Source organism: Micropepsis pineolensis, assembly GCF_055392125.1.
In genome coordinates, this window is record NZ_AP042408.1 from 451747 (window position 1) to 470072 (window position 18326).

Consider the following 18326-nt stretch of genomic DNA (forward strand, 5'->3'; position numbering starts at 1 on the left):
TGAGCCAGTCGCACATTCGTGACTGGCAGAAGCGCGCAACACACGCCAATATCATCCCATAATATGGGAGGGTGTTTCGTGTATAAAATCATTAGCGTGCTTTGTGCCGGATTACTGCTGACCGCCGCACAAGGCCAGGCCCAAAGTCAGGGCGCCGCTCAGTCGGCCGGCCCCGACGATCCAGCCCGGGCGCAGATCCGGCCGATCACAGCGCAAAAAATCATTCTGGTTGGCGATTCCACCGTCGCCCTGCGCGGTGGCTGGGGCCCGGCCTTCTGCGCCAACCATGCCACACAGGGGCTGACATGCGTTAATCTGGCCCGGGGCGGCCGCTCCAGCTTCAGCTTCCGCGCTGAAGGTTCGTGGGATCTGGCGTTAAAGGAGATGCACACCGGCGGCTACACCCAGACCTATGTGCTGTTCCAGTTCGGTCATAACGACCAACCGGGTAAGCCGGGCCGTTCGACCGACCTTAAAACCGAATTTCCTGCCAACATGGCCCGCTATGTCGAGGAGACGCGGGCCGCCGGGGCGATACCGGTTCTGGTCACACCGCTGACCCGCCGCATTTTCCGCAACGGTCATCTCGACGACAGCCTGAGCCCCTGGGCCGAGGCTGTGCGCAAAGTCGCCGCCGATCTGCATGTGCCGCTGGTCGATCTGTTTGCCCGCAGCAGCAGCGCCGTGCAGGCGATGGGCGCGGCCAAAGCCACCGAAATGGCCATGGCACCACCCAGCCATGAGGTTCTGGCCGCCGCCGAAACCGGCACCACGGCAGGCCTAAAAAGCCAGCCCAACACGTCCGTCCAACCCGATATGGCCGTCGCACAGGATAATGCCGCGGTGGAACCGGTGGGGGCTCCCAGCGGCACCTTCGATTACACCCATCTGGGCGCGAAAGGGGCGGAGTATTTCGCCAATATCGTCGCCTATGAGCTGGCCAAAGCCGTTCCGGCCCTGCGTCCGGACCTTTATGCGGATCGCGAGACCAGCGGTCCGCAAATCGTATCACGCCTGACGCCACCCCCTGCGACCGAGCAGAAAGCCGCCGCCATCGTCCGCGTTGCACCCTACCGCTATAACGACATTCTGTGGGAGAACGACCGCACCGCCCACCGGATTTACGCTAAGGCGCTGGAGGCGGCGGAACCGCCATCCGGCTCGGGTATTGATGTCTGGGGCAAGAACGTCCGCTATCCCTTTATGGAACGCCAGCTCAAAACCGGCGACCAGCACAGCTATCATGGCGAGGGGCTGGATTTTTACGATGTCGGCTCAGGCCGTGGCATGGGTGGTTTGGGCATCTGGGACGACAATCAGCTGTGGGTTTCGCGCAATTACCAAAGCGCGGAAATTCTTAACCCCGGCCCCAAAGAGGCACGCTTTGTCGTGCACTATGCCCCCTGGCCGGTAGGTGTGAACCGCAAGGTGTGGGAAAGCCGGATCTTTTCGCTCAAAACCGGCACCAGTTTCACCCGTATGATTTCGACGATTTCTTCCGATGATCCGACGCCGCTGATTGTCGGCATCGGCCTTAACCGCCATGGCACCTCGACCAAATCCGGGCGATTGTTCACCGATAAAGAACGGGGCGTGATGATTGTATGGGAAGAAACCGACGCCGAAAAAGGCACCATCGGCACCGCACTGCGGATCGATCCCAAAATGATCGTCGGCTTCAGCCAGGACGCCGGGAATTATCTGGTGCTGCTCAAGGTGACCCCGGGCCAGCCCTTTGTCTATTACGCCGGTGGGGTGTGGGACAAAGGACTCGACATCCACAGCGCAGCAGACTGGCAGAAAGAGACCACCACGCTTGCGGTATCTTTCGATCCGAAGCCGTAAGAAACAGCGAGCCGGAACTGCCGATCCGTCAGATTTCCGGCTCGTTACCCTCGAGGGTGAGTTTTGCTTCACCCGTGCCACGTAAGCTCAGAACCTCGGCCAGCGGCTGGCTGCACTGGGCTGCAATCACCAGCTCGACCACATGGCCGACATCATCGCATAGCGGCATAACGATGCGTTCATAACGGACCGTCTTGCCGTCACGCCACTTCAGTTCGGCGGCACGATAGCGTGGCGACCGGCTTTTGAATGCGGCATCGTAATTGGGCCGCAGGTTGGTAAAGCGGCCGCACTCCTCCAGTTCGCTGAGTTTGACGCTGCACATGTCATAATTCAGCATGGCCTTCCAGAAATCGCCGGCATGGCTATAGCGATAATCGGAACCATTGCCGATCACGTCGGCCACAACGATAAAACCAAACAGCCACGGCACATTACGCACTTCAAAGCGCTTTCGTGACGGCATTTCCGCCCCACCGGCAAGATCCTCGCAATATTGTGCAAAGCGCAGCAGATTGGGGTGCACCAAACTTTTATCGACCTGACGGAAATCCATGAAAACGCCTCCACAGTGGACAGCTGAGACGAAAAGCCCGAGACCGCTTTCAAGAATTACCGATTTGTCGTGTATTTCTTAGATAAAGTTGGCTTTTAAGTTGAAGAACAGCTAACGCCGCGCCGGTCACCATCCAGATGCGACCAATAGCCGGCATCGCCGATATGCGCCGGGGCCAGACCGACGAAACGCGCCGTCGGGCAGCCGGTCGCCGCCGCAAAATGGCGCAGTGTCAGCCCAACCGGCCACGGGCTGAACGTCTTAATTACCAGAAAAGCCGCCACGCAGGCGATAAAGGCAATGCTGGCGGGTGGCCAGCGCCCCGGCTGACGCGGGCGCTTGGGGCTCGGCAGCTTCGGCTTGGGGGCGTCGGCTTTACGCACAGGACGACGAAAAGGAATGACATTGTCAGGCATGATGACTGTTTTAGTCCTTGGTCCCCGGCGCGAAAAGAGGCAAGCGACGCCCGTTAGGCGGTTTCATGATCCAGTCGAGAATATCGCGGCGAACCGCCGCGGCCTGACGGTCACGCAGCAGCATATGATAGCCATTACCATAGCGGTAAACGGTAAAACCATTACCAAGGCGCGATTGCAAGCTATCGCGGACGGCTTCGGTGGGCGGGGCCGGCACGATCTGATCTTTGGCACCATATACCAGCAGCACGGGCGGGTATTTTGGAGCAGCAAGCCGCCCGGCGGCCGCGCGCGCATCATCCATCAGATTGACCAGACCGTAAACCGCATCAATACGGCTGTTTTTTTGCACCAAAGGATCGCGCGCCATCGCCCTGAGCATGGCAATATTATCTGATGGCCAAATGTTCAGATGGCCACCACTGACATGAACCCAGGGCACGACATGGGCGGCCAGTGTTAGCACAACCGGATAGAGCAACGGCATATCAGCCCGAGACCACACCGCCGGGGCGACCAGGATCACCCCATCGGCATCGAGCCCGCGTTCCAGTGCGGTCAGCGCCACCGCACCACCCATGCTTTCGCCCAGCACAATGACCGGCACATCGGGATGGACCGCGCGGACCGCAATAATGGCATCGGCCAGATCCTGACGCAGCATTTCGGCCCCGGGCCACAGGCCGGGAAAGGGGCCACGGCCAAAGCCGCGCTGGTCATAGGCATAGGTGGTGACGCCCCCGGCGGCCCAGTCGGGTGCGGGCAGGGCAAAGGCGTTGGCATAATCGCCCATGCCATGCAGGGCGATGATAATGGCCCGGGGGTGATCTGCAGGCCAGCGTTGCAGCGCCAGCGCGGTACCATCCCGGGTGATCAGGGATGCGGCACACAGATGCGGCGCGCCAATCACCATACCGGGCGGCGGCTGTTGCGGCGCACAGCCCGTCAGCGCCCCCCCGATCAGCAGCAGCAGAAGCAACACGCCCCAACGGGCAAAGCCAATGGCTTTATGGCGGATTGAAATCATCCGGGGGACAGCTTTTTTCACGCGAACCAGCACCGATTATACAGCAATAGGTTCTGAGACTTTCAGGGAATGCGCTGGCTTATGTGCAGCGAAGCAGAATCGTAGCGGTAAATCGCAAAGGTGATCAGATAGTCGACACACGCGGCATCCTCGCCCAGGGGCAGGCACAGGAGCAGGCAGTGCAATAAATCCGCGCCACTTTCCGGGTTAAAAAATTTGCGGGCGATAAAACCGCCCGCCGCCATCGGCCGACCATACCGCACCACCGTGTCATAAATTTTTTTGCATTGCTGGGCATAGACGCTGTCGCTGGTATCAAGCTGGCTCCAGCGCTGCCCTTGTGGGGTATAGCCATGGGCCAGCACGCAGGCATCGCCAACGATGCGGTATTCATAATCGGCACCGTGATCAAGAACCGCAATCAACGCGGTGTGGCGCAGCAGTTTGTTGAGGCCGCGCGGAGTGATGTCACCCCGGGCAGGAAATTTACGACCGCGCCGCTGCGCGCGCCAGTAACCATAAGCTTCGCTCAAAACAGGATCGGCGGTGATTTCGGCCAGAGAAAGATCAATTAATCCCTGCGATAACACATCTGGCACCGACGGATCTGGGGCGTTGCCTTGCCCATCCATTTAGATATACCCCTGGATGTAAAGAGTAATATTCTCCCGATTTCGTATATATTACGTGAAGAATTCTCAGGCGGCGGGCTGCCCTTCGGCGGCCGTGCTATGCTATGGGCAGGGCATACAACTTTGGCCGCAGAAGGTACTGGTATGACGCTTCCGACACGCCCCGTCGAAATCAAGGCTCTGGCTGGGGCGCGGGCACTGCCACCGCTGATTTTGGTGCTCTATCATTATTGCGAAGGACATGGTTACCGCCAGAATCCCTGGTTCGATCTGGTGATCGGCAAGGGCTATCTCTGGGTCGAATTTTTCTTTGCCCTGTCAGGTTTTATTCTGATCCATGTCTACGGCGCACAGGCCGACAAATTTCGCCACGGCGCATATTGGCCTTTTCTGCGCAATCGTCTGATCCGGCTTTATCCGCTGCACCTCGTCACGCTGTTTTCGATGTTGCTGTTGATGGGCGCGCTTAATCTGATTGCGCAGATCTACGGCTATGTCTCGATCTATAACGGCCCCTGGCCGCCGATGAACACCTGGCCCAGTTTCATCGCCACCCTGTTTATGGTGCAGGCGTGGAACCTTTTCCCCTGGCTGACCTGGAACGAAGCGTCATGGTTTGTCAGTGCCGAATTTCTGTTGTGCATTCTGTTTCCGCTTTATGCGTTATGGGCCAAGGGCGGTATCAAGCGGGCGATGCTGCTGGCAGTGGCCGCCATAGCGGCGCTGGCCTGGTTGGCGGCCAGCAACAGGCATGGGCTGGATCTGACTTTCCATAACGGAGTTTTGCGCGGGATCGCCGATTTTGCGGTGGGCTGCGCACTTGCGATGTTTTACCGCGAAGCGATCCGAAACGGTGCGCAAAAAATCCCCACATGGATTTTTTCACTGGCACAGCTGTTGAGTTTATCCCTTATAATATGGGCCTTTTATGGTATCCGCTGGGCGCACGGGCCCAAAGATGTCTGGATTGCCGGAACGCTTTTTCTGCTGATTTTCGCGCTGGCGTTTGATCGTGGTTTTCTCGCAAGCCTTTTTAAAACCGCACCGTTTCGTAAACTTGGCGAATGGTCCTATGCCATCTATATGGGCCAGATTTTGTGGTTGCAGCTGTTTCGCTATTTTTCCCAGCGGGTTTACCCGCCCGGTGAAACGCACGCTTTCGGCTTTGCCGTTGGTGATCTTTTATGGCGTTTCGAACCCTGGGTGCTGCTGACCCTGTGCGTCCTCTGGGGGGCGCTGCTGTATTACGGTGTCGAGGTGCCAGCAACGAAAGCGCTTAAGAAGCTTTTTACCAAGCCTTAAGGCTAACCCAACTGCGCCCGTTATGCCCTGTAACAGGCAGCCACCACCAGATTTGGGCATCGGGCAAAGCTCTACGCCTAAATTTGCCCGCGCGCCCGCTTGAGGGTGCACCAAACTGTGCCCGGTATGCTGCATAGACATAGCCATTACGCACACACGCTTAAGGCGATCTATTGTGGCAGCAATATGGCTGGTATATATTTCTTCCTAAGGTAGATACCGCCGATCTGCGGCAGGACTACCCGAAAGGGAGAGCAACATGGATACGGTCTCGAACTTGGCACGGTCGATCGGCGCGGGCGTTCTCACCTTGGCGTTTTTGGGTGGTGTAGGATACCTGCTCTATCTGGCGTTATTCAACGTCGCTGGCTAAAGCAACCCAGATCAGCACCGGCAAGGACATCAACCGAAATTTCAGTACATCGGTCAGAAAAACCATTCTGATACGGCGTGTTAAAAGAAATGCGCCCGATGCCCTTGCGGTCGGTCTGCTTTCGAGCAAAGCTTGATGCCATGAGCGACGCGAATGTGCCGAAAATCCGAACGGCGCGTCCGGAGGACGCCTCTGAGATCGCGCGGGTTTACATTGACGCCTGGCAGGATACCTTTCCGGGCGTGTTGCCACACACATTGCTGCGGGTGATGACGCACAAGGGGCAGACCGCCCGCTGGCAGAAGCTGATTGCGGTTCGCCCGCCCGAGGCGGTGCTGCTGGCAGAATATCAAAATAAAATTATTGGATTTTCCGCCTTCACCCCGACACGCGATGCCGCCCTGGGCTATGACGGTGAAATTACCGCGCTTTACGTTGATCCGGTTTATTACGGTTTTGGCGCAGGCTGGCAATTGCTCAAGGCCACCTTCAAGGAAATGTCGGTGTTCGGCATGGGATCATGCCTGGTGTGGGTCAATGCCCTGATTCAGTCGCGTTTTTTCTGCGAAGCGATGGGCGCAAAGGCGGTGGCCGAACGCGGCACCATGCTGATGGGCGAAGAGGTTATCGAAATCGCCTATGGCTGGGACAGGCTGGATGTGTCCGGCCCACGGCGCACCCCGGTCAACGTTCGGGATACAGATCCACCGGCCGTATAAAGCTGACCAGACGGCCGCAGCGCGGGCCAACATCGGTCCAGTCATCGACATCGAAATCGATCACCGTCAGTGTGCCGGGCGGATAATGCAGATTAAGTGCACCATAGGCCTGATCTGACCGGGCATTATCCGGCGCGCGCACCAGATGGCGGGCATAGTCAGCCAGGGCCGGATTATGGCCGACAATCGCCAGACAGTTGACCGTGCCGCCATCCCAGACAAACGCCTCGATCACATCTTCGTCCGCCAGATAGAGACCGGCGGCATACTGGACCCGGGTGCGCACCCCTTCGAGCACCAGATCGGCGGTCTGGCGGGCGCGCAGCGCGGTCGAACAATAGACCAGCTCGGGGGCGGGGCCATGCTGGTTCAGATAATGGCCGAGCCGGGCTGCATCATCGCAGCCACGTAAAGCCAGCGGGCGGTTTGCATCGTCCGCACCGTCCAGCGCCTTGGCATGGCGCAAGAGCAGCAGCCGTTTCACAGCGTCTGGAACCGCGCACGCGCCCCGCGCTCCAGCGCGGCGGTGATCAGTCGTTCCAAACCCAGCGTATGGCGCAGGGCTTCGACTATGCGGATTTCTTCAATATGTACAGCACCGTCGGCCAGCGCGACTTCCAGCGCCAGCCAATAGGCGGTTTCGTGCAGATGATCGGGCAGGGCTTCCTTAATCAGACCAAGCACGGCGTTCAGGCCATCATCATCCTGTAAAATGGCGCTGCAGTTGCGGGCGGTTTCGATCAGCTTGTCCTGATCGAAATCGGCAAAAACCGGCAGATCGCGGGTGATGTCCCCGATGGCGCGCAGCTCACGGTCGTTCATCGCGCCATCCGCCGCCGAAGTGATGACCATGACATAGACAAGCGCCGCATGAGGACTGATGGTTTGCATGAACATCTCCGCCAGCGGTTTAAAACCGCCTATAACGTATATTAACCCCACAGGGTGGAAAGATAAGGTTGAGGCTGCCGCTTGGCAATCCCTACCGTGCTCATGGTTGATTGCACCGGGCGGGCGGGTCATGGTGCGGTCGATAGAGGAGCAACCGATGTCCGATCCGATACCAGGCTCAGAGCCGCTGAGCCGCCCATCCCGCGAAGAAGCCGAAGCCGCCATCCGCACCTTGTTGTGCTGGGCCGGTGATGATCCGGCGCGGGAAGGTTTGCGCGATACCCCGTCACGGGTGGCCCGCGCTTTCGAGGAATGGTTTTCGGGCTATTCGGAAGACCCCGAGGAATATCTGGCCCGCACCTTCGAGGAAGTCGCCGGTTACGACGATATGATCGTGCTGAAAGACATCCGCTTTGAATCGCATTGCGAGCACCATCTGGCTCCGATCATCGGCAAGGTTCATGTCGGCTATCTGCCACGGCGCAAGGTGGTGGGTATTTCCAAGCTGGCACGGGTGGTCGACACCTATGCCAAACGCCTGCAAGTGCAGGAAAAGATGAATGCCCAGATCGCCAATTGCATCCAGAGCGTTTTACAGCCGCTGGGTGTGGCGGTGGTGATTGAAGGGGCCCATCAGTGCATGACCACCCGTGGTGTGCACAAATCGGGGGTTACCATGGTGACCTCGACCATGCTGGGGGCCTTCCGCACCAACCCGACCACCCGGCGGGAATTCCTAAGCATGATCGGCAGTCCGACCGCGCGGGATGTCTGACGGGGGCTAAATACAGATTTTTTGTAGGAAAAGTGGCAATTTCGCCGCCTGCCCTTGAAAATCCCTAGGCATATTGGCTATTCCCAATATGTCTTATACGTATCGCCAAGATACGCTCACATACGTTCAATTCGTCGCAGAGATACGCCCATGTCCGGCCATTCCCAGTTTAAAAATATCATGTTCCGCAAAGGCAAAGCCGATAAGGAGCGTTCAAAGCTCTTTTCCAAGCTGGCCCGTGAAATCATGGTTGCCTCTAAGTCGGGTCTGCCCGACCCGGCGCATAACGCCCGTCTGCGATCCGCCGTGATTGCGGCCCGCGCCGAAAATATGCCCAAGGACAATATCGAGCGCGCCATTAAAAAGGGCCAGGGCGGTGATGCCGAGAATTACGATGAGGTGCGTTACGAGGGCTATGGCCCCGGTGGCGTGGCGCTGATCGTCGAAGCCCTGACCGACAACCGCAACCGCACCGCCGCCGATGTGCGTGCCGCCTTCACCAAATTCGGTGGGGCAATGGGTGAAAGCGGCTCGGTCGCCTTTATGTTCTCGCGCGTCGGTCTTGTGACCTATCCGGCGGACAAGGGCAGCGAAGACGAAATGCTGGAAGTTGCCCTGGAAGCCGGGGCGGATGAGTGCATCTCGTCCGAAGACGGGCATGAATTCATTTCCTCGCCAGACAGCTTTGCCCAGGTGCGTGACGCCCTTGAAGCCAAGCTGGGGGTGCCGACATCCGCGAACATTACGTTCCGCCCGCAGAACACCATTACGGTGCCGGACGATGCTGCCGAAACCCTGATGAAGCTGGTTGATACGCTGGACGATCACGATGACGTGCAGCATGTCACTGGCAACTATCAGTTCTCGGATGCCTTTGTCGCCAAAATCAGCGGCGAATAAGCGCTTTTAACATCGCCTGCCGGATTCCAACAAAACGGCAGGCGAAATTGTTCCAATAAAAATTTCCGCTATAGTGGGGACATGATCCATGAATCCCCGCTGGTTGCCGTTATCGTCATCGGCCTGGGTCTGGCCTTTGGATTTGGGACCCTGGCGAACCGCCTCAGGCTGTCGCCGCTGGTCGGCTATTTGCTGGCCGGTGTGCTGGTGGGCCCCTTTACCCCCGGTTTCATTGCTGATGCCAATCTGACACTGCAGTTGGCCGAAATCGGCGTGATCCTGCTGATGTTCGGGGTCGGCTTACATTTCTCGATCAAGGATATGTCGTCGATCCGGGCCATTGTGATCCCCGGCGCCCTGATCCAGGTCACTATCGCGGTGCTGCTGGGCTTTGGCGCGGCACGGCTGCTCGGCTGGCGGCTGTCGTCCGGTCTGGTGCTGGGCATGGCGCTGGCGGTGGCCTCGACCGTGGTGGCGATGCGGGCACTGACCGACCGCCGCCAGATCGATACCGAGCGCGGGCGACTGGTGGTGGGCTGGCTGGTGATGCAGGACATCATCACCGTTCTGGCGCTGGTGCTGATCCCCCCCTTTGCCGGAATCATCGACGGAGGCAATGTCGATATCGGCAAGCTGTTCATTTCATTATGGGCGACGCTGGGCAAAATGGTGGCCTTTGGCGCGCTGATGTTTTTTGCCGCCCGCCGGATTATGCCGAAATTGCTGCATTATATTGCCCACACCGGCTCGCGCGAGCTGTTCCGGCTGGCGGTGTTGTCGGTGGCCCTTGGGGTGGCCTTCATTGCGTCGGAACTGTTCGGGGTCTCGATCGCGCTCGGGGCGTTTCTGGCGGGCATGATCCTCAGTGACTCGCCGCTGTCGCAACGGGCGGCCGAGGAATCGCTGCCCTTCCGCGATGCCTTTGCGGTGTTGTTCTTCATTTCGGTTGGCATGCTGTTCGACCCGATGGTCATCATTCGAGAGCCATTGGCACTGGCACTGGCGGTGGCGGTGGTGTTCGCCAGTGCGGTTTTTGCCAGCTGTATTGCGCGTTTTCTGGGCCAATCCTGGCCCGCGGCCCTGACGCTGGGGGCCAGTCTGGCGCAGATCGGCGAATTTTCTTTCATTCTGGCGGATCTGGGGGTGGGCCTGCACATCCTGCCCAATGATGGCCGAGATCTGATTTTGGGCACCTCGATCCTCACGATTTTCCTCAACCCGCTGGTTTTTGCCAGCCTGTCGAAAATCTATCGCCGTCTGGTGCCGTACGAGCAGAACAACGAGATCCCGCAGGAGCCTTTACCGGTCGAGGTTATTCCGCCACCGACCAGCCTGACCGACCATATTGTGATTGTCGGCTATGGCCGGGTCGGGCGGCTGCTGGCCGCGGCGCTAAAGACCAAGGCGGTACCGGTTCTGGTGATCGAAGACGCCCCGGATGCACGCGAATATCTGCGTAAAGACAAGTTCGATTTCATCGAAGGCAACGGCGCTTCGCAGGCCGTGCTGCATGCCGCCAATCTTGCCGGTGCGCGCTATCTGTTTGTCGCCATTCCGGAAGCGTTCGAGGCCTCCGAAGTCGTCCGACAGGCCCGCCAGATCAATCCGACACTGCCGATTATCGCCCGGGCCCATTTTGACGAACAAATTACCGATCTGACCGAGCAGGGGGCCTCGGCCGTGGTGATGGGCGAACGCGAACTGGCCAGTGCGATGCTGGGTTTTGTGCGCGCCTGACGCGTTTTGGTTAAATGTGCCGCGCTTGGCGACGCGCCGGGTTTAGGTTAAACACACTATTATGGCTATCGTAGCACTGATCGATTACGGCTCCGGCAATCTGCGTTCAGCAGAAAAAGCCCTGGCCCGTGCCGCTTCTGAAAGTGGCAGCGGCCAGCAGATTGTCGTCACCGCCGACCCGAAAATCATCGCCACCGCTGAACGCATTGTACTGCCCGGCGTGGGCGCGTTCGCCGATTGCATGGCCGGGCTGAAGGCGCTGCCGGGCATGGCCGAAACCCTGCACCGGATGGTATTTGAGGAAAAAATTCCTTTCCTTGGCATTTGCGTCGGCATGCAGCTTATGGCCACGGTTGGACGTGAATTTGGCAACCATGACGGGCTGAACTGGATCAAGGGCGAGGTGGTCAAAATCACCCCATCCGATCCGACCTTAAAAATCCCCCATATGGGCTGGAACGAGCCGCGTTTTGCCAAACACGCCTTGTTTGCCGGGCTGCCGGACGGGGCGCATGTCTATTTCGTGCATTCCTACAAATTTCTGGCCAGCGATCCGGCCGACATTCTGGCCGAAGCCGATTATGGCGGGCCATTTGCCGCCGCCGTGGGCCACGCCAATATCGCGGGCTTTCAGTTCCACCCGGAAAAGAGCCAGGCGGTCGGTCAAATCATCCTCAGCAACTTTTTACGTTGGCAGCCGTGATCCTTTTTCCTGCAATCGACCTCAAAGATGGTTCCTGCGTCCGCCTGAAAAAAGGCGAAATGGCATCGGCCACCATTTTCAATGTCAACCCTGCCGCGCAGGCGCAAGACTTTGAAAAATCAGGGTTTTCATGGCTGCACTGTGTAGATCTCAATGGCGCCTTTGCCGGCAAATCGGTCAATGCCGACGCCATCAGGGCGATCAGGGCTGCCATCAGCCTGCCGATCGAGCTGGGTGGCGGCATTCGCGATCTGGCGGCGATCGAGTTCTGGCTCGCCGCCGGGATCACCCGGGTTATTCTGGGCACCGTGGCGGCCAAAGACCCCGCGCTGGTCAAAGAGGCCGCGCGCAAATTCCCCGGTCAGATCGTCGTCGGGGCCGATGCCAAGGGCGGTAAGATTGCCACCGCCGGCTGGGCCGAAACCGACAGCCTGACCCCGATTGAACTGGGCAAGCGGTTTGAAGATGCCGGGGTTGCCGCCATTCTCTACACCGATGTGGATCGCGATGGCCTGCTGGGCGGCGTCAACGTCGAAGCCACCGCGGCGCTGGCCAAAGCGGTCCGGGTGCCGGTGATCGCCTCGGGTGGGGTGGGCAGTATTGAGGATATCGCCGCGCTGAAAGCGACGAAGGAAGCCAACATCGAGGGCGTGGTGATCGGCCGTGCACTGTATGACGGCCGCATTGATCCCACCGAGGCGTTAAAGCTCAGCCGCGCTTGAGCCGGCTTGCGATATCGTCGAGCTGTTCGAGGGTGAGGTAATTGATATGAACCTCGCCACCCTTTTCACCATGGTCGATGATCGTTACCTTCAGACCTAACCTATTGGAAATGCTGTCTTCCAGGGCCAGAATATCGGGGTCGTGCTGGGGCAGTTTGACCGACTTTTTCTGACCGGTGCGCTTCTCGCTCTGGCGCACATTCAGCGCCCCGGCGATGATTTCCCTGGCACGGGCTTCGGCATTGGGGTCGCCCACCAGCGTGCGGGCGTGACCGGCGGTGAGCGAGCCATCCTGCAACAAAACCTGCACCGCTGGCGGCAATGTCAGCAGGCGTAAGGTGTTGGCGACATGGCTGCGGCTTTTACCAACCTGCTTGGCAACCTGTTCCTGAGTATATTCAAACCGTTCCATCAGTTCATGATAGGCGGCGGCTTCCTCGATGGCGTTCAGATCGGCGCGCTGAACATTTTCGATGATGGCGATTTCAAGTGATTCGCGATCACTCATTTCGCGGATCACCACCGGCACATCATGCAGCTTGGCTTTTTGGGCCGCACGCCAGCGCCGTTCACCGGCAACAATTTCATAGGCGTCGATCTCGCCCGCAACCGGACGGACCAGAATGGGCTGTAAAACGCCTTTTTCTTTAATAGATTCAACGAGATCGCTTAAATCAGCCTCGGTGAAACGCTTACGCGGCTGAAAGCGGTTCGGGCGCAGAAACGCCACCGGCAGGCTGCGCCCACCACGATTACGGGCCTCGGTTGCGCCGCGACCAGACGCGGTGTCATCGCCGAGCAGGGCGGACAAGCCCCGGCCAAGCCCGCGAACGCGTGCGTCGTCGGATTTTTTGATCTCGGGGCTCATTCGGCTTCCTCGTTGATTCTATTGGACTTTTGACGCGCAGTTTCCTGCTGGATCACTTCGCTGGCCAGCCGGATATAGGCCTGAGAGCCAGGGCAGTGCAGATCATAGACCAGCGCGGGCAGGCCATGACTAGGCGCTTCGGAAATGCGGACATTGCGCGGGATCAGCGTCTTATAGACCTTGGGCCCGAGATGCGAGCGCACATCCGCCTCGACCTGCACCGACAGCCGGTTACGCTTATCCGACATGGTGAGCACAATACCCTGAATTTCGAGATCAGGATTGAGGCTGTCCCGCACCAGTTCGATGGTTTTTAACAGCTGACTTAAGCCTTCCAGTGCGAAAAACTCACATTGCAGCGGCACCAGTACGGCATTGGCCGCGACCATGGCATTGATGGTCAAAAGCGACAGCGAAGGCGGGCAGTCGATCAGGATATATTCCAGATCGGTTCCGGATTCGGCAAAAAAGCTTTCCAGCGCGTCTTTAAGCCGGAAATTGCGCCGATCTACGTCAATCAGCTCCAGTTCCGCGCCCGACAGATCGACGGTCGCTGGCAAAAGATAGAGCTTGGGGATCTTGGTTTCGACGATGGTTTCGCCAACCGCCGCCTGGCCCATCAGCACATCATAGATGGTGCGTTCGCGCTCGTGCACCCCCAGCCCCAGCCCGGTCGAGGCATTACCCTGCGGGTCGATATCGATCACCAGGGTTGATTTGCCAACGGCGGCCAGTGCCGTGCCGAGATTGATCGCCGTGGTGGTTTTCCCCACGCCACCTTTTTGATTGGCAACGACGAAAATACGCGGTTGAGCTTTCACGGATGCTGCCTTTGACGAGGGGTTAGCCGAAGCGGTTTTAACTGTGAAATTTCAAGAATTACGCCGCTTTTATGGGTCTGGCTCGGATGGGTTGCAAGCTTCATCCTCCAGTTTTTTTCGGCCTCGGTCAATTCAGCGCGGTAATTTTCGCCCTTAGGGAACAGGCAAATGCTGTGTGGCCCGATGCAGCGGGCCGCATAGCCGAGCAGTTTGGGCAGCGGCGCACAGGCCCGCGAACTGACAACGTCATAGCCAAAGGGCCGGGCATCTTCGACACGTTCATTGCGGATGCTGACTTTAAGAGCCATTTTTTCCGCCGCCGCCGCCAGAAAATCGCATTTTTTGTGGGTGGCTTCGAACAAACTGACGTCCAGACGGCCTTCAAACAGCAGGGCCAGCACCAGACCGGGAAAACCAGCACCGCTACCCAGATCGGCCAGAGTTTTGGCCGTTTCCGGGATAAACGCCGCCAATTGGGCGCTGTCGAGGATATGGCGCGTCCAGACCTCGGCCAGCGTGGCCGGGGCAACCAGATTATGGCGCGTGTTCCAGTCTTTTAAGGTCTCGGCATAGCAGGCCAGCCGCTCGCTGGTTTCACGTGAAACAGTAAAGGCGGCCTCAAAAGCCCCACGGTCGTCCGTTTCAGCCATAGGGTTTTCCATTTTCAGGCCACCTTGGTGGCGTTTTTGGCCGCTTTGATGTGCGCCAGGACTAGCGTAACGGCGGCAGGGGTGACCCCATCAATCCGTGCGGCCTGTCCCAGTGTTTGCGGACGGATGGCGGCGAGTTTCTGGGCCGCTTCGGTCGAAAGCCCGGCCACCAGCGTATAGTCGAGGTCGGCAGGTAACTGCATGGCTTCGTCACGCCGGAAGGCGAGGATATCAGCCTCCTGACGGTCGAGATAACCGGCATAGCGGGCATCAACCTCGATTTGCTCGATCACATCAGGCAAAAAACCGTTTAGTTCCGGCCAAATGGCGCAAATCCGGGAAAAATCCATCTCGGGCAGGCCAAGAATTTCCTGTGCCGTGCGCCGCACCCCATCATGTCGAATAGAAACCCCATATTTCAGGGCTTCGTTCGGCGTCAGATTGAGGGCTTTCATTTTAGTCCGCGCGGCCTCCAGCCGGGACATTTTATCACCAAAGGCCATCCGCCGGTTCCGGCCAACCGCACCGGCAGCCATAAACAGCGGGGTAAGACGCTGATCGGCATTATCGGCCCGCAGTGTCAGGCGGTATTCCGCCCGCGAGGTAAAGATACGATAGGGTTCCGTGACGCTTTTGGTCACCAGATCGTCGATCATTACCCCGATATAGGCCGAAGCGCGGTCAAGAATCAGCGGATTATGGCCGCCCACTTTCAGCGCGGCATTGATACCGGCCATCAGCCCCTGTGCGGCGGCTTCTTCATAGCCCGTGGTGCCATTGATTTGGCCTGCCAGGAACAGGCCAGGGACCCGTTTGACCTCGAGCGAGGCGAAAAGTTCGCACGGATCTACGAAATCATATTCGATGGCATAGCCCAGCCGCTCGATCCGGACCTTTTCGAGGCCCGGGATCGAAGCAATCATCGCCCGCTGCACATCTTCGGGCAGCGATGTCGAGATGCCGTTGGGATAAATCGTATCGGTATGCAGCCCTTCCGGCTCGAGAAAAATCTGATGGCTGGTGCGGGCAGCAAAACGCACCACTTTATCTTCGATCGAGGGACAATAGCGCGGACCACGGCCTTCAATCTGGCCGGAATAGAGCGGGGCCCGGTCGAGATTGGCCAGAATAATCCGGTGGGTCTCTTCCGTGGTACGGGTGATATGGCAGACGGTCTGCGGGGTGGTGATTGCCTTGGTCAGAAATGAGAACGGCACCGGCGGATCATCACCTTGCTGTTCTTCCAGCTGGGCCCAATCGATGGTTTTGCCGTCGAGGCGGGCAGGGGTGCCGGTTTTGAGCCGTCCGACCTTCAGATTGAGGGATTTCAGTGTGTTGGCCAACCCGATGGAGGGCGCCTCGACCGCATCACCGGCAAATTCCGGCCGGCCATCAACCGCCCGCCCAGCCGGAACCTTGCGATCCCCCAAATGGATCAGACCGCGCAGGAAGGTGCCAGTGGTAAGCACCACAGCGCCCGCGCCGATACGTTCACCAGAAGCCGTCACCACACCGACAATCCGGCCATCCCGCAGGATAAGATCGTCGGCTTCGGCTTCCAGAATGGAAAGATTGGCGGTTTCGGCCAGCGCGGCCTGCATGGCGGCGCGATAGAGCTGACGATCCGCCTGTGCCCGGGGGCCCTGTACTGCGGGGCCTTTACGGCGGTTTAACAAGCGAAACTGAATACCGGCGGCATCGGCCACCCGGCCCATCAAACCATCGGCGGCATCGATTTCACGCACCAGATGGCCTTTGCCCACCCCGCCAATGGCCGGGTTGCACGACATTTCGCCTAAGGTGGCGCGCTTATGGGTGATCAGCAGAGTCTTGGCCCCAGCCCGCGCCGCAGCCGCTGCTGCTTCGCAACCTGCATGGCCGCCACCGATTACAATGACATCATATCCGCTCATGGCTAGGTGACATAGGCGAGGGGGCGGGTGAGGGCAAGGGATGATTAGCAGCCAAGACCATTTAAACCCCGCTGTGTTGCAGCATTTAAGGTTATCAAGGGGTTATCCATCACAGCGAATGTTTCACGTGAAACACTCACTTACCGATACAAAAATCCCGGAACACAATATCAAGTATGTGCTCAACATCGACACTACCAGTAATACGTCCGATAGCACGAAGGGCCAGTCTCACGTCTTCCGCGAACAATTCCGGCTCGGTTGCTTGGCCAGCCCGCAGCAAACTTGCCAGCGCCGCACGCAAAGCTTCACGATGACGCGGGCGGGTGAGGGGGGCATCGCCGCCATCCTCGGTTCTTTGCTTTGCGGCATGAGTAATAGCCTCCAGCAACTGATCAATGCCGTGACCGGTCCGCACCGAAATGGCCAGGCCGTCGCGCGGCACCGGCCAGGGCTGATCCGCCTTGTTCCAAACTTTCAGCACCGGCGCGGTGATGGCGCTAAGATCCATATCCTCGTCAGGCAGGGTGCCATCACGCAGCAGTACGACCAGATCGGCAGTTTCCGCTGCACCAATGGCGCGGCGCACCCCTTCGGCTTCGATCTTCCCGACGGCATTTCGCAATCCGGCAGTATCGGCCAGTATCACTGGGTAGCCGCCCAGATCCAGCCGCACCTCGATCACATCGCGCGTGGTACCGGCTTCATCCGACACAATCGCCACCTCGCGTGCTGTCAAAGCATTTACCAGCGAGCTTTTACCGGCATTGGGCGGACCGATAATCGCAAGTTTCAGGCCTTCGCGCAGGATTTCACCGCGGCGGCCGTCATTAAGATGCCGCTCTATGGCTGTCTTAAGCGCTTCAACTTTAAGCCCGGCCACATTCACGGTGTCGTCGGGAATTTCTTCATCGGCAAAATCAATCGCCGCTTCGGTCAGCGCCAGAATCTGCATCAGCTCGCGGCGCCAGCTTTCATAAAGCTGGGCCAGCGCCCCGCCATACTGGCGCACGGCCTGACGGCGCTGCATCTCGGTCTGGGCATCCACCAGATCGGCAATCGCTTCGGCTTGGGTGAGGTCCAGCTTGCCGTTTTCCACCGCGCGGCGGGTAAACTCCCCTGGCTCGGCCATACGCAAACCATCGATGGCACTGATGGCTTCGTACAGTGCCGCCAGCACCGCCTTGCCGCCGTGAATATGAAACTCGACGACATCCTCGCCGGTGTAACTGGCCGGTGCCGGAAAGCTTAAGCACAGCGCTGTATCGATCGATGCGCCTTCGCTATTATATAAGGTGTAGAGATGCGCAGCCCTCGGGACGATATTCTCTTTTCTCGTCAATGCGTTAAGGCAATATAGTGCCTTTGCACCGGACACCCGCACCACAGCCACCCCACCCCGACCGGGCGCTGAAGCCAAAGCATAAATTGTATTTCGATCGGCTATCATGTTTCACGGACCTTGTGAGGTTGTGC

The 18326-nt window shown here is 58.7% G+C and carries 19 protein-coding genes; 8 read left to right on the plus strand and 11 right to left on the minus strand.

Annotation, left to right across the window (positions count from 1 at the left end; translation table 11 throughout):
• The first annotated feature begins 78 nt into the window (after positions 1-78).
• Positions 79-1845: a DUF4861 family protein gene (locus tag ACZ5RI_RS02065; RefSeq protein ID WP_464514449.1), complete on the plus strand. Its 1767-nt coding sequence runs from the start codon at positions 79-81 to the stop codon at positions 1843-1845.
• A gap of 28 nt (positions 1846-1873) precedes the next feature.
• Here ACZ5RI_RS02065 and ACZ5RI_RS02070 read toward each other — a convergent pair whose 3' ends face one another.
• The 4 genes from ACZ5RI_RS02070 to ACZ5RI_RS02085 all read right to left on the minus strand — a co-directional run bounded on the left by ACZ5RI_RS02070 (position 1874) and on the right by ACZ5RI_RS02085 (position 4476).
• Positions 1874-2401 (minus strand): PAS domain-containing protein, encoded by a 528-nt coding sequence (locus ACZ5RI_RS02070; RefSeq protein WP_464514450.1) that lies wholly within the window; start codon positions 2399-2401, stop codon positions 1874-1876.
• A 95-nt stretch (positions 2402-2496) separates the two neighbouring features.
• Positions 2497-2817 (minus strand): excalibur calcium-binding domain-containing protein, encoded by a 321-nt coding sequence (locus ACZ5RI_RS02075; protein WP_464514451.1) that lies wholly within the window; start codon positions 2815-2817, stop codon positions 2497-2499.
• A gap of 10 nt (positions 2818-2827) precedes the next feature.
• The gene (locus ACZ5RI_RS02080; RefSeq protein ID WP_464514452.1) at positions 2828-3865 is read right to left on the minus strand and encodes an alpha/beta fold hydrolase; all 1038 of its coding nucleotides are present in this window, start codon (positions 3863-3865) and stop codon (positions 2828-2830) included.
• 41 nt (positions 3866-3906) lie between these two features.
• Entirely contained in the window at positions 3907-4476 is a 570-nt protein-coding gene (locus ACZ5RI_RS02085) for a PAS domain-containing protein (RefSeq protein WP_464514453.1), read from the minus strand.
• A 144-nt stretch (positions 4477-4620) separates the two neighbouring features.
• Between ACZ5RI_RS02085 and ACZ5RI_RS02090 the strand changes: the two genes are divergently transcribed.
• A complete protein-coding gene (locus ACZ5RI_RS02090) occupies positions 4621-5778 on the plus strand; it encodes an acyltransferase family protein (RefSeq protein WP_464514454.1) in 1158 nt (385 codons plus the stop codon).
• Positions 5779-6291: 513 nt separating this feature from the next.
• Positions 6292-6870 (plus strand): N-acetyltransferase family protein, encoded by a 579-nt coding sequence (locus ACZ5RI_RS02095; protein ID WP_464514455.1) that lies wholly within the window; start codon positions 6292-6294, stop codon positions 6868-6870.
• Here the strand turns inward: ACZ5RI_RS02095 and ACZ5RI_RS02100 are convergent.
• On the minus strand, positions 6836-7354 hold the full coding sequence (locus tag ACZ5RI_RS02100) for a SixA phosphatase family protein (protein WP_464514456.1): 519 nt from the start codon (positions 7352-7354) through the stop codon (positions 6836-6838). The genes ACZ5RI_RS02095 and ACZ5RI_RS02100 overlap by 35 nt on opposite strands.
• The gene (locus ACZ5RI_RS02105) at positions 7351-7761 is read right to left on the minus strand and encodes a tellurite resistance TerB family protein (protein WP_464514457.1); all 411 of its coding nucleotides are present in this window, start codon (positions 7759-7761) and stop codon (positions 7351-7353) included. The genes ACZ5RI_RS02100 and ACZ5RI_RS02105 overlap by 4 nt, the downstream gene beginning before the upstream one ends.
• A gap of 157 nt (positions 7762-7918) precedes the next feature.
• Here ACZ5RI_RS02105 and folE point away from each other — a divergent pair, with 157 nt between their 5' ends.
• The 5 genes from folE to hisA all read left to right on the plus strand — a co-directional run bounded on the left by folE (position 7919) and on the right by hisA (position 12598).
• A complete protein-coding gene (gene folE, locus ACZ5RI_RS02110) occupies positions 7919-8536 on the plus strand; it encodes a GTP cyclohydrolase I FolE (RefSeq protein WP_464514458.1) in 618 nt (205 codons plus the stop codon).
• Positions 8537-8686: 150 nt separating this feature from the next.
• Positions 8687-9436 carry a YebC/PmpR family DNA-binding transcriptional regulator gene (locus ACZ5RI_RS02115; RefSeq protein ID WP_464514459.1) on the plus strand — a complete coding sequence of 250 codons (750 nt, stop codon included), beginning with the start codon at positions 8687-8689 and terminating at the stop codon, positions 9434-9436.
• A gap of 81 nt (positions 9437-9517) precedes the next feature.
• Positions 9518-11173, plus strand: coding sequence for a cation:proton antiporter domain-containing protein (locus tag ACZ5RI_RS02120; protein WP_464514460.1), 1656 nt, complete (start codon positions 9518-9520; stop codon positions 11171-11173).
• Between the two features lie 61 nt (positions 11174-11234).
• Positions 11235-11876: an imidazole glycerol phosphate synthase subunit HisH gene (gene hisH / locus ACZ5RI_RS02125; RefSeq protein WP_464514461.1), complete on the plus strand. Its 642-nt coding sequence runs from the start codon at positions 11235-11237 to the stop codon at positions 11874-11876.
• Complete coding sequence (hisA, locus tag ACZ5RI_RS02130) at positions 11873-12598, plus strand: 1-(5-phosphoribosyl)-5-[(5-phosphoribosylamino)methylideneamino]imidazole-4-carboxamide isomerase (RefSeq protein WP_464514462.1); 726 nt, start codon at positions 11873-11875, stop codon at positions 12596-12598. The genes hisH and hisA overlap by 4 nt, the downstream gene beginning before the upstream one ends.
• Here the strand turns inward: hisA and ACZ5RI_RS02135 are convergent.
• The 5 genes from ACZ5RI_RS02135 to mnmE all read right to left on the minus strand — a co-directional run bounded on the left by ACZ5RI_RS02135 (position 12585) and on the right by mnmE (position 18270).
• A complete protein-coding gene (locus ACZ5RI_RS02135) occupies positions 12585-13466 on the minus strand; it encodes a ParB/RepB/Spo0J family partition protein (protein ID WP_464514463.1) in 882 nt (293 codons plus the stop codon). The two genes, hisA and ACZ5RI_RS02135, sit on opposite strands and share 14 nt — an antisense overlap.
• A complete protein-coding gene (locus ACZ5RI_RS02140; protein ID WP_464514464.1) occupies positions 13463-14287 on the minus strand; it encodes a ParA family protein in 825 nt (274 codons plus the stop codon). Before ACZ5RI_RS02140 ends, ACZ5RI_RS02135 begins: the two co-directional genes overlap by 4 nt.
• Positions 14284-14937 (minus strand): 16S rRNA (guanine(527)-N(7))-methyltransferase RsmG, encoded by a 654-nt coding sequence (rsmG, locus tag ACZ5RI_RS02145; RefSeq protein ID WP_464514465.1) that lies wholly within the window; start codon positions 14935-14937, stop codon positions 14284-14286. The genes ACZ5RI_RS02140 and rsmG overlap by 4 nt, the downstream gene beginning before the upstream one ends.
• 14 nt (positions 14938-14951) lie before the next feature.
• A complete protein-coding gene (gene mnmG / locus ACZ5RI_RS02150) occupies positions 14952-16850 on the minus strand; it encodes a tRNA uridine-5-carboxymethylaminomethyl(34) synthesis enzyme MnmG (RefSeq protein WP_464514466.1) in 1899 nt (632 codons plus the stop codon).
• A 136-nt stretch (positions 16851-16986) separates the two neighbouring features.
• Positions 16987-18270 carry a tRNA uridine-5-carboxymethylaminomethyl(34) synthesis GTPase MnmE gene (gene mnmE / locus ACZ5RI_RS02155; protein WP_464514467.1) on the minus strand — a complete coding sequence of 428 codons (1284 nt, stop codon included), beginning with the start codon at positions 18268-18270 and terminating at the stop codon, positions 16987-16989.
• Positions 18271-18326 lie beyond the last annotated feature (56 nt).

What these genes read in the sequence shown, in the direction of transcription:
- mnmG (WP_464514466.1), bottom strand. Translation starts at nt 16,850, where the DNA reads ATGAGCGGATATGATGTCATTGTAATCGGTGGCGGCCATGCAGGTTGC.
- ACZ5RI_RS02085 (WP_464514453.1), bottom strand. Translation starts at nt 4,476, where the DNA reads ATGGATGGGCAAGGCAACGCCCCAGATCCGTCGGTGCCAGATGTGTTA.
- ACZ5RI_RS02095 (WP_464514455.1), top strand. Translation starts at nt 6,292, where the DNA reads ATGAGCGACGCGAATGTGCCGAAAATCCGAACGGCGCGTCCGGAGGAC.
- ACZ5RI_RS02105 (WP_464514457.1), bottom strand. Translation starts at nt 7,761, where the DNA reads ATGCAAACCATCAGTCCTCATGCGGCGCTTGTCTATGTCATGGTCATC.
- ACZ5RI_RS02115 (WP_464514459.1), top strand. Translation starts at nt 8,687, where the DNA reads ATGTCCGGCCATTCCCAGTTTAAAAATATCATGTTCCGCAAAGGCAAA.
- folE (WP_464514458.1), top strand. Translation starts at nt 7,919, where the DNA reads ATGTCCGATCCGATACCAGGCTCAGAGCCGCTGAGCCGCCCATCCCGC.
- ACZ5RI_RS02135 (WP_464514463.1), bottom strand. Translation starts at nt 13,466, where the DNA reads ATGAGCCCCGAGATCAAAAAATCCGACGACGCACGCGTTCGCGGGCTT.
- ACZ5RI_RS02070 (WP_464514450.1), bottom strand. Translation starts at nt 2,401, where the DNA reads ATGGATTTCCGTCAGGTCGATAAAAGTTTGGTGCACCCCAATCTGCTG.
- ACZ5RI_RS02120 (WP_464514460.1), top strand. Translation starts at nt 9,518, where the DNA reads ATGATCCATGAATCCCCGCTGGTTGCCGTTATCGTCATCGGCCTGGGT.
- ACZ5RI_RS02075 (WP_464514451.1), bottom strand. Translation starts at nt 2,817, where the DNA reads ATGCCTGACAATGTCATTCCTTTTCGTCGTCCTGTGCGTAAAGCCGAC.
- hisH (WP_464514461.1), top strand. Translation starts at nt 11,235, where the DNA reads ATGGCTATCGTAGCACTGATCGATTACGGCTCCGGCAATCTGCGTTCA.
- ACZ5RI_RS02090 (WP_464514454.1), top strand. Translation starts at nt 4,621, where the DNA reads ATGACGCTTCCGACACGCCCCGTCGAAATCAAGGCTCTGGCTGGGGCG.
- rsmG (WP_464514465.1), bottom strand. Translation starts at nt 14,937, where the DNA reads ATGGCTGAAACGGACGACCGTGGGGCTTTTGAGGCCGCCTTTACTGTT.